This is a genomic window from Bradyrhizobium sp. USDA 4451 (assembly GCF_054822585.1).
The window spans coordinates 6,169,346-6,183,606 of sequence record NZ_JBTRCH010000001.1 but is presented as its reverse complement, the minus strand read 5'-3'; the positions used below and the strand labels follow the sequence as shown (position 1 = coordinate 6,183,606).

The window sequence follows — 14,261 nt, the reverse complement described above, 5'->3', positions numbered from 1 at the left end:
TCCGGGGCCGCTGTCACACGTGGCAATGATCCCGGATTGCGCTGCGCTCCATCCGGGCTACGGCCCTGCCGCGGTGTGATAGTATCCACATTTCACCGCGCTATAACCGTCGCCGACGATCTCGGGCGACGGTTGCCATGGCGCACAATCACAGTCACGACCACGACCACAGCGGTCATTCTCACGACCATTCCCATGCCGGGCACTCTCACGCCGGGCACAGCCACGCGCCCGACAGCTTCGGCACGGCGTTCGCGATCGGCGCGTCGCTCAACACCGCCTTCGTCATTGCGGAGCTGATCTTCGGCTACTCGGCCAACTCGCTGGCGCTGGTCTCGGATGCCGTCCACAATCTCTCCGACGTCATCGCGCTGCTCTTGGCCTGGGCCGGGGCGTGGCTCGCCGGCCGGCGTCCGACCGACACCCACACCTATGGCTATCGCCGCGCCTCGATCCTGGCGGCGCTGTTCAATGCCGGGCTGCTCTTGATCGCGGTCGGCGGCATCGCGGTCGAGGCGATCAACCGCTTCCGCGAGCCGGCGGAGGTCGCGAGCTGGACCGTGGTCTGGGTCGCGGCGCTCGGCATCCTGATCAATGGCGGCACCGCGCTGCTGTTCATGCGCGGCCGCGACAGCGACCTCAACGTCCGCGGCGCCTATCTGCACATGGCGGCGGATGCCGGCGTCTCGTTCGGCGTCGTGGTCGCCGCGCTCTTGATCATGGCGACCGGCTGGCAGTGGCTCGATCCGGCGATCAGCCTGGTGATCGCCGCCGTCGTGCTGCTGAGCGGCTGGGAGCTTGCCCGCGACAGCGTCAATCTCGCGCTCGACGCGGTGCCGAGGGGGATCGATCTCAAGCGGGTGCGGGACTATCTCGCCGCGCTCGAGGGCGTCACCGAGGTGCACGACCTGCACATCTGGGCGATGAGCACCAGCGAGACCGCGCTGACCGCGCACCTGGTGCGGCCCGGCGGCCACGATGACGTCTTCCTGCATCGCGTCTGCGCCGAGCTGTCGGAGCGGTTCAGCATTCACCACGCGACGTTGCAGGTCGAGATCAGCAGCGAGACCTGCCGGCTGGCACCGGCGGAAATGGTCTAGCCGTCACCATCCACTCGCATTCAATTGATCGACCGGCCCATCTCCGCGTCTTCCACGGCCGCCGACGAGGCGGCACATTGCGGCCGCGCATGCAGACAACCGGCGCGATCAGCGGAGGGCGACGTGAAGAAGGCAATCGGTCTTGCGATGTTGCTCTGGGCAGTGGGCGCTGTGCCGCACGCAGACGCCCAGCCGGAAAAATCCGGCGTCGAGCGGCTCTACATCCTCAACTGCGGTGAAGGCGTTGCCGGCGACATTTCGCGCTGGTCGCCCGGCGTGAACGAAGGCAAGTCGATGGACTTCGTCGACAATTGCTACTTGATCAAGCACGCGCAGGGCTGGTTCCTGTGGGACACCGGCATTCCCGACGCGGTCGCGGCGATGCCGAACGGCCTTGCGCCCGCCGATCCCAAGGCCGTCACCTGGCGGCGGCCGAAGACGCTCGCCGCGCAGCTCGACCAGCTCGGGGTCAAGCCGTCGGACATCAAGGCGATGGCGGTCTCGCACACCCATCCCGATCACATCGGCAATGTCGAAATGTTTCCGGCCGCGATGCTGTATGTGCAGGAGGCCGAGTATGAATGGCCCGGCGCCAACAATGCGCCGCGCTTCAAGCCCGAGCATCCCGTCACCAGGCTCGAGGGCGACCGCGATGTGTTCGGTGACGGCAGCGTCACCATCCTGTCGACGCCGGGCCACACGCCCGGCCACCAGTCGCTGCTGGTCAAGCTGCCGCACACCGGCGCGGTCGTGCTGACCGGCGATGCGGTTCACTTCAGGGATAATTGGGACAATCGACGGGTGCCGAGCCTGAATGCCAGCAAGGAGCAGACGCTGGCCTCGATGCAGAAGATCGCCGACACGCTCACGAAAGAGAAAGCGCAGCTCTGGATCAACCACGACAAGGCGCAGCGCGACGGGCTGAAGCTGTCGCCGGAGTTCTATGACTGAGCGGTCTAGTTACCGCCCGATCAGCTGTGCGGAGCGGATGGGGCGTTCACCGGCGGGGCGGGGACTTGCTTCGGCTTCATCGTGCCGGCGTAGAACGACAGGGCGTACACCAGGATGATGCCGGCCAAATAGACGCCATAGGATTGCGGCGGGGTGGTCGCCCATTGCACGAGGCGTCGGATCGGATTGGGCTCGTCGCGGTCGTTGTCCATGTGCCCTTGTGCGCGAAGAGCGGGGCAAAGGAAAGCCGAATCGGCGGCTTTTTGCGACGCTGTTCCCCGTGAAATGGCGAGGCGAGGCGGCCTTGCAATGCCGCATGGGCGTTCGCATCTGTCACGCGACGACCAGCCTTCCTCCCGCACCGATTGCCCGGCATAATCCACTGATGGAACTGACGCCCCGCTTGCGCCTGATGAATTGGCTGGTCCGCCAGGGCCTCACCGGCCTGCCGGAAAACGACCTGTTGCGCGGCTTCTGCGAGCGCTGCCGGGCGGCCGGCATGCCGCTGTCGCGGGCGATCGTCTTCATCGACACCCTGCATCCGATCTTCGAGGGGCGCGGCTTCCGCTGGAACGATGGCGAGAGCAACGAGGCCGACATCTTCGAATACGGCTCGACCAGCAGCGGCGAGGCCAGCCAGACCTGGCGGCGGTCGGCGTTCCATCACATGCTCGAAAACGGCCACGACGAGATGGTGATCGATCTCGCCGAGAGTCATGATTTCTCGATGATCGGCGAACTGGCCGAGAAGGGCCACAAGCATTTCGCCGCCTTCGTGCATCGCTTCGGCGAGGCCGGCACGATCGGCGAGATGGACTGCTTCTATTCCTACTACACCACGCGCCATTCGGACGGGTTCAGCGACGATCACATGGCGGCGCTGCGCGATCTGGTGCCGGTGCTCGGACTCGCGATCAAGTCGGCTGCTCAGGTCGAGATCGCCCGCACGCTCGGCCGGGTCTATCTCGGACGCGAGACGGCGGAGCAGGTGCTGCGCGGGCGCATGCAGCGCGGCATCACGGAGAAGATCAAGGCTGTGCTGTGGTACTCCGACGTGCGCGGCTCGACCGCGATCAGCGAGCGCATCGGGCCCGACGAGATCATCCCGTTCCTCAACGACTACGCGCAGGCCTCGATCGACGCGATCCATGACGCCGGCGGCGAGGTGCTGAAGCTGATCGGCGACGGCGTGCTGGCGATGTTCACCAGCGAGAACCTGGCGAGCGCCAAGCGCGCAGCGCTGCGGGCCGAGCACAGATTCCGCCACAACATCCGCGTGCTGAACGATCGCCGCGAGAACGAGGGACGTCCGACCACGACAGCCTATGTCGGGCTCCACGTCGGCCAGGTGTTTTACGGCAATATCGGCAGCGAGGACCGGCTGGATTTCACCGTGGTCGGGCCCGCCGTCAACGAGGTCAGCCGGATCGCCTCGATGTGCGCCTCGGTCGACCGGGAGTTGCTGACCTCGAGCGATTTCCGCACCGGGCTCGACGCCGCCGGCCGCAACTACCTGGTCTCCACCGGCCGCTTCGTGCTGCGCGGCATCAGCCACGCGCAGGATCTCTACACGCTGGATCCGGCCGTTGCAGCCGACGAGGTGGTCGGCGGCAAGTATGAGCGGTACCTGGCGAGCTAGCCGGACTCGTTTCCCGTCATTGCGAGCGAAGCGAAGCAATCCACATCTCCGCTTGTGGAGCAATGGATTGCTTCGTCGCTTCGCTCCTCGCAATGACGCGGGGGCAGGGGCTGTTCAACACCGTGCCGGCTCTCCGACCATGTCGGGCTGCCGCGTCAGCGACACTGCGGGCGACAGCAGGATCACCAGCGCCTGGGCGGCGAAGATCGCGGCCGCGAGGTAGAGGCAGGCTTCGGCACCGTAGAGGCCACCGACGACGGCGCCGAGCGCGGAGCCGAGCGGGCGGGCGCCGTAGCTCATGATGTTGATCGCCGAGACGCGGCCGAGCAGCGAGGGCGGCGTCACCGATTGCCGCAGCGTGGTGGTCGAGATCACCCAGAGGATCGGGCCGACGCCGAGCAGGAAGAAGCCGAGGCCGGCGAGCAGCGGCGTCGCGATCCAGGTGGTCAGCGCCATCACCAGCGAAGCGACCAGGCCGGTGACCGGGCCGAGCCCGATCACGGTGCCGAATGCCAGCCGCTTCATCACCCGGGTCGCGAACAGCGCGCCGACCACCATGCCGACGCCGTACATCGCAAGCGTGGTGCCGACGCCGGTGGCGCTGAGCCCGAGATGGCGCACCGCATAGGGCACGAACACGGCGAGCAGCAGGAATGACGCGGTGTTGAAGATGAACTGGGTGATGAACACCGGCCGCAGCAGCGCGTGGTGCATCACGAAATCAGCGCCTTCCTTGATGTCCTGCATCGGATGACGCCGCGGGGCGGGCTGCCGCGCCGGCTCGTAGAGGCCGGCGAGCAGAACGACCGCGATGGCCGACAGTGCCGCGGCGAAGCCGAAGGCGGGCGCGGCGCCGACCCAGCCGACCAGCACGCCGCCGAGCGCGGGACCGCTGGCGAAGGCGACGGTGCGTGCGAGCTCGATGCGGGCATTGGCGGCCGGCAGCTGCTGCGCCGTCACCAGCGACGGGACCAGCGCCGGCGCCGCGACGCTGTAGGCGACCGTGCCGCAGACGGCGATGAAACCGAGCACGGCAAGCAGCGGCAAGGTCATCAGGCCGAGCCACAGCAACAGCAGGATCGCGGCCAGCGCCGCCGCACGCAGCGCCTCGGAGCCCGCCATCACCCAGCGCCGCGACACACGGTCGGCCAACAGGCCGGCCGGAATCGCAAACAGGATGAAGGGCAGCGTCAGCGCGGTCTGCAACAGGCCGGTCTGGCCTTCGCCGACGCCGAGCACCAGCACGGCGACGATCGGCGCGGCGGCAAGCGCGATCTGCTCGGCAGATTGCGCGGCGAGGTTGGACCAGGCGAGGCGATTGAAGGTGCTTGGCAGGCGAGGCGGCGTATCGGCGGACATGGCAGAATCCCTGGGCAAATTCGATCTGGCCATAGTGTGTGGTTGGACGACGTCCGATCCCACCCGTTTCCCGACAATCGTTCTGCGTCCTCGCGATTCGGATGTTGTCGCGCGCAGAATTGGGTCGGACATGCATCGTGCCTGTCGTTCGTATCCGCGCGACGCTCGCACGCGCTCGGTGGTGTCCGCGCGCGACGTTTCGGAGCGAGCGATCCGTTCGGCAAGGCGCTGCCAGCGACCGCTTCGCACTGGGGTTCGGAAGGCGGCGGGCTTTCGATGCCGATAGGCGGGGGCCGGGTCGCGGCTTCGTGAGCCTAGATGCAGTTGCAAATGAGTTGCAATAACGGGAGAGATCGGCCATCCTGACGCGATGGATGCCAGGACCCCTGAAATGCCTTCCGTTTCCGCTCCCAGCGCCGGGCCGGGCGGCTGGCGCAATGACGCCGGCCATGCGCGCAGCCTTCCCGAGGTGAACGCGACCGTTCGGGTGCCGAGCACAGGCGTGTGGTGGCGCCGGCTGCTGGCCTTCGCAGGACCGGGCTATCTGGTCTCGGTCGGCTACATGGACCCCGGCAATTGGGCGACCGACCTCGCCGGCGGATCGAAGTTCGGTTACACGCTGCTGTCGGTCATCCTGCTCTCCAATTTGATGGCGATCCTGCTGCAGGCGCTGTCGGCGCGGCTCGGCATCGCCACCGACCGCGACCTCGCGCAGGCCTGTCGCGCGACCTATTCGCGGCCGGTGAATCTCTTGCTCTGGCTCGCCTGCGAGGCCGCGATCATCGCCTGCGATCTGGCCGAGGTGATCGGCACCGCGATCGCGCTGAAGCTGTTGTTCGGCATTCCCCTGATCGGCGGCGCGCTGCTCGCCGCGCTCGATGCGTTCCTGCTGCTGCTGCTGATGAACCGCGGCTTCCGCTTCCTCGAGGCCTTCGTGATCGCGCTGTTGATCGTGATCGCGGTCTGCTTCGTAGTCCAGATCGCCGCCGCGGCGCCGCCGATCGCCGGTGTGCTCGGCGGCTTCATGCCGTCGCGCGAGATCGTCACCAATCCGGAGATGCTCTACATCGCGATCGGCATCATCGGCGCGACCGTGATGCCGCATAACCTCTATCTGCACTCCTCGATCGTGCAGACCCGCGCCTATCCGCGCACCGACGAGGGGCGGCGCGATGCGATCAAATGGGCGACCACCGATTCCACCATCGCGCTGATGCTGGCGCTGTTCGTCAACGCCGCGATCCTGGTGCTGGCGGCCGCGACCTTCCACAAGAGCGGCCATTCCGATGTCGCCGAGATCGATCAGGCGTTCGAGTTGCTGTCGCCGCTGCTCGGGCTCGGCATCGCCTCGACGCTGTTTGCGGTGGCGCTGCTCGCCTCCGGCCTCAACTCGACGGTGACCGCGACCTTGGCCGGCCAGATCGTGATGCAGGGTTTTCTCGACCTCAAGCTGCCGGACTGGCTGCAACGGCTGGTGACCCGCGGCATCGCGATCGTCCCGGTCATCGTGGTCGCCGCGCTCTATGGCGAGAGCGGCACCGCGCAGCTCCTGGTGTTCAGCCAGGTCGTGCTGTCGATGCAGCTGCCGTTCGCGGTGATCCCGCTGGTGCGCTTCGTGTCTGACAAGCGCAAGATGGGCAAGCTTGCGATCTCAGCGCCGGTCGCGGCCGTGGCGTGGATCATCGCCGGGCTGATCGTGATCCTGAACGTGAAGCTGTTGTTCGATACGATCTTCGGGTGAGCAGGCGAATAGCGAATAGGGAGTAGCGAATAGAGGGCCAACGGCTATTCGCTATTGGCCAGTCGCTATTCGCCCGTTCAGTCCTGCGGCTCCGCAGGCACCTCTCCGGTCGCGTCGACGCGCAGCCAGCCCGACGGCGCGAGCCGCTGCTGCGGCAGGAAGCGGCCCTTGTAGTCCATCTTCTTGGAGCCCTCGATCCAGTAGCCGAGATAGACGTAAGGAAGGCCCTGCCGGCGGGCGCGGGCGATATGGTCGAGGATCATGAAGGTGCCGAGCGAACGCGCCTCAAGCCCCGGCTCGAAGAACGAATAGACCATCGACAGCCCGTCGCTGAGCACGTCGGTCAGCGCCACCGCCATCAGCTCGTCGCCGCGGCCGGTGATGGCGCTGTCGGCGTTGCGCTTGCGGTATTCGATGATCCGGGTCTCGACATGGCTGTCCTCGACCATCATCGCGTAGTCCAGCACCGTCATGTCGGCCATGCCGCCGTTGCGGTGGCGGCGGTCGAGATAGGCCCGGAACACCGAATATTGCTCCGAGGTCGGCACCGCGGTGCGCTGCTCGCCGATGATGTCGGCGTTGCGGGCCAGAACCTTGCGGAAGTTGCGGGAGGGGCGGAATTCGTTGGCGACGACGCGGACCGAGACGCAGGCCCGGCACTGGTCGCAGGCCGGGCGATAGGCGATCGACTGGCTGCGGCGGAAGCCGCCATGGGTCAGCAAGTCGTTGAGATCGCCCGCTTTGTCGCCGACCAGGTGCGTGAAAACCTTCCGCTCGTGGCGGCCCGGGAGATACGGGCAGGGCGAGGGCGCCGTCAGGTAAAACTGCGGGGTATCACGCGAGTGCTGGGTCACGTCAGATCGTCGGGCTCCACAAACAGTAAAGGCAGCCGCGTTAGCATCGCCCCCCGGAGGCTAACGGTCAATTGGTTTAGGTGGCCCTAATAGGAGGCCCGCGCGGCCGGACTGACCTGGGTCCGGACCGAACTGTTGATAACAACGGTTCCGAGGATGATGTCGTGCAGCAGCCGGCGGCGGCCGTTGAGCAGGCCGACCAGCAGCACCAGCGGCGACAGGAACGAGATCGTCACCCAGAACAGCACCGCATGGGTGGCGCCGAGCACGAAATAGCCGCGGGCGCCGTACCAGGTGCGCAGTTCCAGATCCATCATGCGCATGCCGATCGTGGCCGAATGCTGGCCGCCGATCGAGGCACCGTAATAGACGATGGCCCAGACGATCGAGGCCGGCGACACCAGCCAGAACAGCGCCCAGCCGAGGCCGAGCGTGACGAGGCCGAACACCGCAATGAAGATCACGGCCAGGATTACCGGCACCGACAGCACGAAGAGGTCGATCAGGAACGCGAACACGCGCCGCGTCAGCACGCCGCGGAACAGATCCGGCTCTATCGACGGATCGAACGCATGCGGAGGCACGCCGCCGTCGTTGCGCCAGGCCTCGCTACGCCAAGCCTCGCTGCGCCGAGTGCTACCGTCACTGCCGTAAGACATGACCAACCTCCGAGGAAACTCCCGCGCAGGACATGGGATCAGGAGGCCCGCCTGCCAAGTCCACGCGAACATTAACTAGCCGAAATAATCCGGCGATTCGGCGGCTGAATTGAGCGGTTCTTACCCCGCGCCGTCATTGCGAGCGAAGCGAAGCAATCCATTTCTCAGCTCGCGGCGGCATCGATTGCTTCGCTTCGCTCGCAATGACGGCGAAGGAATTGTCAGCGTTCCGCCCGGATCTTCGCGGCGGCCTGCGGCGCGAAATAGGTCAGGATGCCGTCGGCGCCGGCGCGCTTGAAGCCGACCAGGCTCTCCATCATCGCGCGCTCGCCGTCGATCCAGCCATTGGCGGCGGCGCCTGCGATCATCGCGTATTCGCCGGACACCTGATAGACGAAGGTCGGCATCGCGAAATTGTCCTTCACGCGGCGGACGATGTCGAGATAGGGCATGCCAGGCTTCACCATCACCATGTCGGCGCCTTCGGCGATGTCGAGCTCGACCTCGCGCAGCGCCTCGTCGGAATTGGCGCTGTCCATCTGATAGGTGCGCTTGTCGCCGGTCAGCGTCTTGGCCGAGCCGATCGCGTCGCGGAACGGGCCGTAGAAGGCGGAGGCGTATTTCGCCGCATAGGACATGATCTGCACGTCGCCGAAACCGTTGTCGTCGAGCGCGGCGCGGATCGCGCCGATCCGGCCGTCCATCATGTCGGACGGCGCGATCACGTCGCAGCCGGCTTCGGCCTGGGTCAGCGCCTGCTTGACCAGCACCGCAACGGTCTCGTCGTTGAGGATCTTGCCGCCTTCGATCAGCCCGTCATGGCCGTGGCTGGTGAAGGGATCGAGCGCGACGTCGCAGAGCACGCCGATATCAGGAAATTCCTGCTTGATCGCGCGTACCGCCTGGCAGACCAGGTTGTCGGGGTTGAGCGCCTCCGAGCCTTGCTCGTCGCGCAGCGACGGCTCGGTGAAGGGAAACAGCGCGATGCAGGGGATGTCGAGCCTGGCGGCGCGCTCGGCGTCGCGCACGATCTGGTCGACGGTAAGCCGCTCCACGCCGGGCATCGAGGCCACCGGGGTGCGGGCGTTGTGGCCGTCGACCACGAACATCGGCCAGATCAGGTCGTCGGTGGTCAGCACGTTCTCGCGCACCAGGCGGCGGGCCCATTCGGTCTTGCGGTTGCGGCGCATCCGGATCGTGAGGTCGAGCGAGGGCGAGGCGAGGGCATCGGTCTGGCGCCGCGGCGTGTCGCGCAATTCGATCGGGCGCCCGAATTTGATCGCCATGTTGTCTTCTCCTCGACGGCAGCCTTGTCTGGACCTGATACTGGTCTGGACCTGATATAAGTCGCGTTCTAGCACCTCGCAGGGGCGCCGTCATGGCGCCGCCATTGCATCCCGGGCGCCCTTGAATTGCCGCAACGGCAATTGATTTTGCGTCCCCGGCGGGCCAAGACTGCGCCATGAACCCCATTTTGCAGCCGTTGTTCGGCGATTCGGATGTCTGACACCTCTGCACGCGATCAGGCGCGCGACAACGCCATCTCGGTCAGCGCGATCTCGTCCGACCGGATCGAGCCGGATGACAATGCCTGGACGCGGCGTCTCGTCATCTTCCTGCGCATCATGGCGGTGGTCTCGGTCGCCAAGGGCCTCTACCACTGGGCCCAGGTGACCGGCTTCGTCGGCGGCGAGGAGGAGGCCTTCGAGAACCAGTCGATGGCCTGGCAGACCGCCACGATCTATTTCGCCGTCATCGAGCTCGTCGCCGCGGTCGGGCTCTGGCTCGCGACCCCGTGGGGCGCTGTGGTCTGGCTGACCACCGTGGTGTCGATGGCGGTCATCGAGCTGATGTTTCCCGGCATCTATGGCGGCAGCCTCACCGTGGTCGGGCTCGAGGCCTTGATGCTCGCGGCCTATCTGGCGCTGGCCTGGATGTCGGCGCGCGAACGCCCGCCATAGATACCATCATCGATAAGGTCCGCGTGCAGCGCTGGACCGATCCACTGTTGCCTGGCTGCGACAGCGCTGCGGATACCCGGCGGCGGCTGGCGATTTTTGGCAGCCGTGCGCCCAACGAGAAGACAGGTCAGCTGGTTCTGCTAGGTGTCTGCCGACAGATCGCACCCTTTCGAGGCGCCCCATTCCCAAGGCGTCTCTGCGGGACCTGCCGTCGGGACCCATTTCACCGGATCTCGGCGCGTGTGCCGGCCGGCTTTGCGCGGGCTGACGGCGGAACCGATCTGGCCGCGGCAACGAATGATGACCGCCTGCGCATCGCACGCGTCCGCTCCGATGCATCCCGATAAAATTTTCAAAGAATTTTCCGGTAACCGATCGGTCACCGTAAAGGGTTCCCTCACACACCTTACGCCGCCGTTTCGAATTCGAACGATGCTGTTTCCGAATGTGACAGGGCAGGCAGACGAAGCGTGAACAGGGGGCTGCCACCGTCAATGAAAAGTTGCGAAAAGCCCTTGATCCATGGGCTTAATCCACGATTCACTGTCTTAAATTCATGATCTCTTTATTCTCTTATTTAAGCGGATATTCAAACGGCCCCCTTACGTTGGACCTATCAGGCGGGACACAAGTTTCGTCGAATAAAGTCGATAAAAACGACAAACAGGGGAAGTGTCATGATGAAAGCCGTTGCGACAACGGCGGCGGATGCCGCCGATCGCGCTGCCGGCCAAGCTCCGGTGCAGCCGCTCTATCTCGAAGCCCTGACTTTGGTGGAGCGGCTGCATCGCCGGCTCCTCGACGTCATCAAGGACGAATTCGATCGTCGCGGCCGCGCCGATATCAACTCGGTGCAGGCGCTGCTGCTGTACAATATCGGCGACAAGGAGCTGACCGCCGGCGAGCTGCGCACCCGCGGCTACTATCTCGGCTCCAACGTCTCCTACAATCTGAAGAAGCTCGTCGAGCTCGGCTTCCTCGATCATCAGCGCTCGCGCGTTGATCGCCGCTCGGTCCGCATCCGCCTGACCCCGCAGGGCCAGGAAGTGCGCAAGATCGTCGACGCGCTCTATCAGAAGCACGTCAAGACGGTGGAGCAGGTCGGCGGCATCTCGAACGAGGAGTTCGCGAGCCTCAACAAGTCGCTGCACCGCCTCGAGCGGTTCTGGACTGACCAGATCCTGTATCGCCTCTGAGCCTTTCCTGTTGTTCGCCTGATGGCCAAGCCGGCCGTGTGAGAAGACCGGCAGCCTTGCTTCAGTCCAGCCTTGCTCCAGTCCAGCCTTGCTGCAGTCAACGCATCGGTCATGCCCGGCCGATGCGTTTTTCATGCTGCGCCTGGTTCATGCTGCAGTTGCGAAAATAAAAGGGGCCCGGTGAGGAACCAAGACATTCCCTGCGCTTTATCTCGTTTCCCGACGTGACGTGATCCGATCGGAGCTCGTCACGTTGGATGCTTTGGACGCGTTTTCTTCATGCGAAGTGGTACCCACTTCGCTTGCGAACGCTCTGATGGAGAGGCCGGATATGCTTGTCGAGCGCGGGATCGAGGTGCTGAACGTCGAGGTCGTCGGTGACGCCTACGCGATCGCCTCCAACTATCTGCGCAAATCCGGCGCCATTCCCGACACTTTCGCCACCAACGAGCGTTTGCTCGGCATCATCGTCAAGCTGTTCCAGCGCGGTGAACTGAACCGGCTCCGCCTCGCCAACAAGGCGATCGCGAAATTCGAGGCCGAGACGTTGGTGGTCGCCTGAGCGTCAACCCGGAGACTTCAATGGAAGCCGCTATCGATCGGATCATGCAGACGTATGATCTGCTGCTCAACCGCACGTCCGCTGCCAGCGACGAGGCGCGGGCGAAGGTGACGGAGTACGTGCAAACGCTGTTCGACGCCGGCGAGCGCGATCCGCATCGGCTGACCGTGTGCGGACTGACCTATCTCCGGCAGCTCGACGGCAGCACCGATCATGTGAAGGCCGGATATACGGGGCTGTAGGGGCTCTCGCTCCCTGTTGCCGGTTCGCCTGTCAAGCAGCCCGCTCGGTGTCATCACCCGCGTATGTATGCGGGTGATCCCGTATTCCGGAAGCAGTAGCGCGCGAGCGGAGCGGCGCAGATCGCTCAGACGTCGAAACGTAGGCGAGATCGGAATTCAACAACCCACAGCGTGTGCGCAGTCTCCTCCGGTCCGCGCAGCAGCGCGTCCCGTCTGCACACCAGGAGCAGACGGGACTTTAGTGCTTACTTGTTGTCCGGCTTCCAGGTCGTGCTGGCCCGATCATACTTGAAGCCCGGCGCAGCCTTCAGGCTGTCCTTGGTTTCATCGAGAGTGAGCCACCACTTGTCGTCTTTCTTCTGAGATTTGATCGCCGTGTATGGCACGATCACATCCTTCTCGCCGGCACCGAGAAAGCCGCCGACGCCAACGACGAGGCCGGTCACCTTGCCGGTCTTGTCGACAAGCACGTCGTCAATCGTCCCGATCTTGGATTCCTTCGGGTCGTAGACGTTCTGCTTGTAGTAGTTGGTGATGGTCCAGCTCTCCGTCGGGGCGGAAGACATGGTGGTCGCCGCATGCGCGGCGGTCGCGAGCGTTGCGGCCAGGATGCAGCCGATGGCAAATTTCTTCATCAGAGAACTCCTTGGCTGAGCGCCGATTAGTTGGAGCTGCAGACCTTGACGGTCTTCATGCCGGCCTCGGCCTCGGAGCGAGTCTTGTAAACGGTGCCTGACGGGCTGACGACGGTGGTCGTCGTGTCGACCGGCTTCTGGTCGACGATCGTGCATTTCTTCGTCTTGACGTCCTGCACGACGTAGTATTCGTCCGCGGCAAAGGCCGGCGCGACGAAAGCGGCAAGCAAGGATGCCGCGACAATGGTCTTAAAGTTCATGTTGTCTCCTCCAATAGCCGTATCAATCGGCGGAGATGGAACGGGAAAAATTGGCAAAGGTTCCTAGAATCTGCGGCCTCTGCTCGCCGTTGTGGCCAATGAGGATTCGTTCGCGGACTCGGCGCTAGCTTTGCGATGTCGCATTCGACGGCTGTCCGAGACGTGGCTCTGTCCCGGCCAGCAGCCGTTGAATGTTGGCGCGATGGCGCATGATGACGTAGAGGCTGCCCGCAATGACCAGGAGCCGATAGGGCAATGATTGCTCCAGGCCGCAGACCAGCGCCACCGCGGTGAGCGCCGCCAGCATTGAGGCGAGCGAGACAATCCGGGAGAGCGCCACCACGACGCCAAAGGCGATCGCGGCACCCAAGCCTACGGGCCACGAGATCGCCAGTAGTACGCCGAGTCCGGTGGCCGCGGATTTGCCGCCGCTGAAATTCAACCAGATCGAACGGCCGTGTCCCAGCAACACGGCGAGGCCGGCCAGGCAGACCGCCCAGGGCACCACGATAGGGAGATCAAGCGCCGTCGGTGGCGTGACCGATGGCCATGTGGACAGCCACGGATAGAACCAGCGGGCAAATGCAATCGCAGCCGCGCCTTTCAGCACATCCAGCAGGAGGACGACCAACGCTGGCCACTTGCCCAGGGTCCGCAACACGTTCGTTGCTCCCGTGGATCTGGAACCGTGCTCCCTGATGTCGATGCCCCGCAGCCATTTTCCGGCCAGATAGCCCACGGGAATCGAACCGAGCAGATACGCGCCTGCCAATCCAACCAGACCTGCAATCCAGAACATCATCGCTTGCCCTCAACGCGGCAATGTCGGGTAATCATCGTTCGATGTCCATCGCGGCCGTGCCGGGAACGGGCAGGGGCTGTTGATGCGGGGTTGCGGTCTCGATGTGGTGCAAAAGGCCCGACGGCCATCACGAACGGCCGCGGCGGCCGGCACGCTGAGGAAGAATCGTCCCGGCCGCCTCGGGAAACGCCTTGGCGACGTAAAAGGCCCGCTCCGGGGCTCGCATTTCGGAGCGGGCCAGTCTGGGCGCGGCAAATATCACCGCGGCGCGAAACCTAGCGCGACATGCTGACACCACCC

At 64.9% G+C, this 14,261-nt stretch carries 16 protein-coding genes; 8 read left to right on the top strand and 8 right to left on the bottom strand.

The annotated features are described in order from the left end of the window. Nucleotides 1-137: 137 nt before the first annotated feature. Nucleotides 138-1,100: a cation diffusion facilitator family transporter gene (locus tag ACVMB0_RS28635; protein ID WP_461348387.1), complete on the top strand. Its 963-nt coding sequence runs from the start codon at nucleotides 138-140 to the stop codon at nucleotides 1,098-1,100. Between the two features lie 147 nt (nucleotides 1,101-1,247). Beyond that, nucleotides 1,248-2,051: an N-acyl homoserine lactonase family protein gene (locus tag ACVMB0_RS28630; protein ID WP_461349723.1), complete on the top strand. Its 804-nt coding sequence runs from the start codon at nucleotides 1,248-1,250 to the stop codon at nucleotides 2,049-2,051. Nucleotides 2,052-2,071: 20 nt separating this feature from the next. Here the strand turns inward: ACVMB0_RS28630 and ACVMB0_RS28625 are convergent, their stop codons facing one another. Then, the gene (locus tag ACVMB0_RS28625) at nucleotides 2,072-2,263 is read right to left on the bottom strand and encodes a hypothetical protein (RefSeq protein ID WP_461348386.1); all 192 of its coding nucleotides are present in this window, start codon (nucleotides 2,261-2,263) and stop codon (nucleotides 2,072-2,074) included. Between the two features lie 173 nt (nucleotides 2,264-2,436). Between ACVMB0_RS28625 and ACVMB0_RS28620 the strand changes: the two genes are divergently transcribed. Then, nucleotides 2,437-3,690 (top strand): adenylate/guanylate cyclase domain-containing protein, encoded by a 1,254-nt coding sequence (locus tag ACVMB0_RS28620; RefSeq protein ID WP_461348385.1) that lies wholly within the window; start codon nucleotides 2,437-2,439, stop codon nucleotides 3,688-3,690. Between the two features lie 114 nt (nucleotides 3,691-3,804). Here ACVMB0_RS28620 and ACVMB0_RS28615 read toward each other — a convergent pair whose 3' ends face one another. After that, nucleotides 3,805-5,049, bottom strand: coding sequence for an MFS transporter (locus ACVMB0_RS28615; RefSeq protein ID WP_461348384.1), 1,245 nt, complete (start codon nucleotides 5,047-5,049; stop codon nucleotides 3,805-3,807). Nucleotides 5,050-5,419: 370 nt separating this feature from the next. Here ACVMB0_RS28615 and ACVMB0_RS28610 point away from each other — a divergent pair, with 370 nt between their 5' ends. Further along, nucleotides 5,420-6,790 (top strand): Nramp family divalent metal transporter, encoded by a 1,371-nt coding sequence (locus tag ACVMB0_RS28610; RefSeq protein WP_461348383.1) that lies wholly within the window; start codon nucleotides 5,420-5,422, stop codon nucleotides 6,788-6,790. A gap of 77 nt (nucleotides 6,791-6,867) precedes the next feature. Here the strand turns inward: ACVMB0_RS28610 and ACVMB0_RS28605 are convergent, their stop codons facing one another. The 3 genes from ACVMB0_RS28605 to hemB all read right to left on the bottom strand — a co-directional run bounded on the left by ACVMB0_RS28605 (nucleotide 6,868) and on the right by hemB (nucleotide 9,589). Continuing rightward, a complete protein-coding gene (locus ACVMB0_RS28605; protein ID WP_456754425.1) occupies nucleotides 6,868-7,644 on the bottom strand; it encodes an arginyltransferase in 777 nt (258 codons plus the stop codon). 86 nt (nucleotides 7,645-7,730) lie between these two features. Continuing rightward, on the bottom strand, nucleotides 7,731-8,303 hold the full coding sequence (locus ACVMB0_RS28600; protein ID WP_461348382.1) for an RDD family protein: 573 nt from the start codon (nucleotides 8,301-8,303) through the stop codon (nucleotides 7,731-7,733). Nucleotides 8,304-8,524: 221 nt separating this feature from the next. Next, complete coding sequence (gene hemB, locus ACVMB0_RS28595) at nucleotides 8,525-9,589, bottom strand: porphobilinogen synthase (RefSeq protein WP_456754427.1); 1,065 nt, start codon at nucleotides 9,587-9,589, stop codon at nucleotides 8,525-8,527. Between the two features lie 213 nt (nucleotides 9,590-9,802). Here hemB and ACVMB0_RS28590 point away from each other — a divergent pair, with 213 nt between their 5' ends. From ACVMB0_RS28590 to ACVMB0_RS28575, 4 genes are all read left to right on the top strand, one after another. Beyond that, nucleotides 9,803-10,264 carry a DUF6163 family protein gene (locus ACVMB0_RS28590; RefSeq protein WP_016845013.1) on the top strand — a complete coding sequence of 154 codons (462 nt, stop codon included), beginning with the start codon at nucleotides 9,803-9,805 and terminating at the stop codon, nucleotides 10,262-10,264. A 677-nt stretch (nucleotides 10,265-10,941) separates the two neighbouring features. Then, nucleotides 10,942-11,460, top strand: coding sequence for a transcriptional regulator LdtR (ldtR, locus tag ACVMB0_RS28585; protein ID WP_024583358.1), 519 nt, complete (start codon nucleotides 10,942-10,944; stop codon nucleotides 11,458-11,460). A 331-nt stretch (nucleotides 11,461-11,791) separates the two neighbouring features. Beyond that, nucleotides 11,792-12,022 (top strand): hypothetical protein, encoded by a 231-nt coding sequence (locus ACVMB0_RS28580; RefSeq protein ID WP_050627401.1) that lies wholly within the window; start codon nucleotides 11,792-11,794, stop codon nucleotides 12,020-12,022. Nucleotides 12,023-12,042: 20 nt separating this feature from the next. Continuing rightward, nucleotides 12,043-12,264 (top strand): hypothetical protein, encoded by a 222-nt coding sequence (locus tag ACVMB0_RS28575; RefSeq protein WP_456754428.1) that lies wholly within the window; start codon nucleotides 12,043-12,045, stop codon nucleotides 12,262-12,264. Nucleotides 12,265-12,509: 245 nt separating this feature from the next. On the opposite strand, the gene ACVMB0_RS28570 is transcribed toward ACVMB0_RS28575, so the two are convergent. The 3 genes from ACVMB0_RS28570 to plsY all read right to left on the bottom strand — a co-directional run bounded on the left by ACVMB0_RS28570 (nucleotide 12,510) and on the right by plsY (nucleotide 13,961). After that, complete coding sequence (locus ACVMB0_RS28570) at nucleotides 12,510-12,899, bottom strand: PRC-barrel domain-containing protein (RefSeq protein WP_456754429.1); 390 nt, start codon at nucleotides 12,897-12,899, stop codon at nucleotides 12,510-12,512. Between the two features lie 26 nt (nucleotides 12,900-12,925). Then, a complete protein-coding gene (locus ACVMB0_RS28565) occupies nucleotides 12,926-13,159 on the bottom strand; it encodes a hypothetical protein (protein ID WP_456754430.1) in 234 nt (77 codons plus the stop codon). Between the two features lie 124 nt (nucleotides 13,160-13,283). Continuing rightward, nucleotides 13,284-13,961, bottom strand: a complete 678-nt coding sequence (gene plsY, locus ACVMB0_RS28560) for a glycerol-3-phosphate 1-O-acyltransferase PlsY (protein WP_461348381.1) — start codon at nucleotides 13,959-13,961, stop codon at nucleotides 13,284-13,286. Between the last annotated feature and the right edge of the window lie 300 nt (nucleotides 13,962-14,261).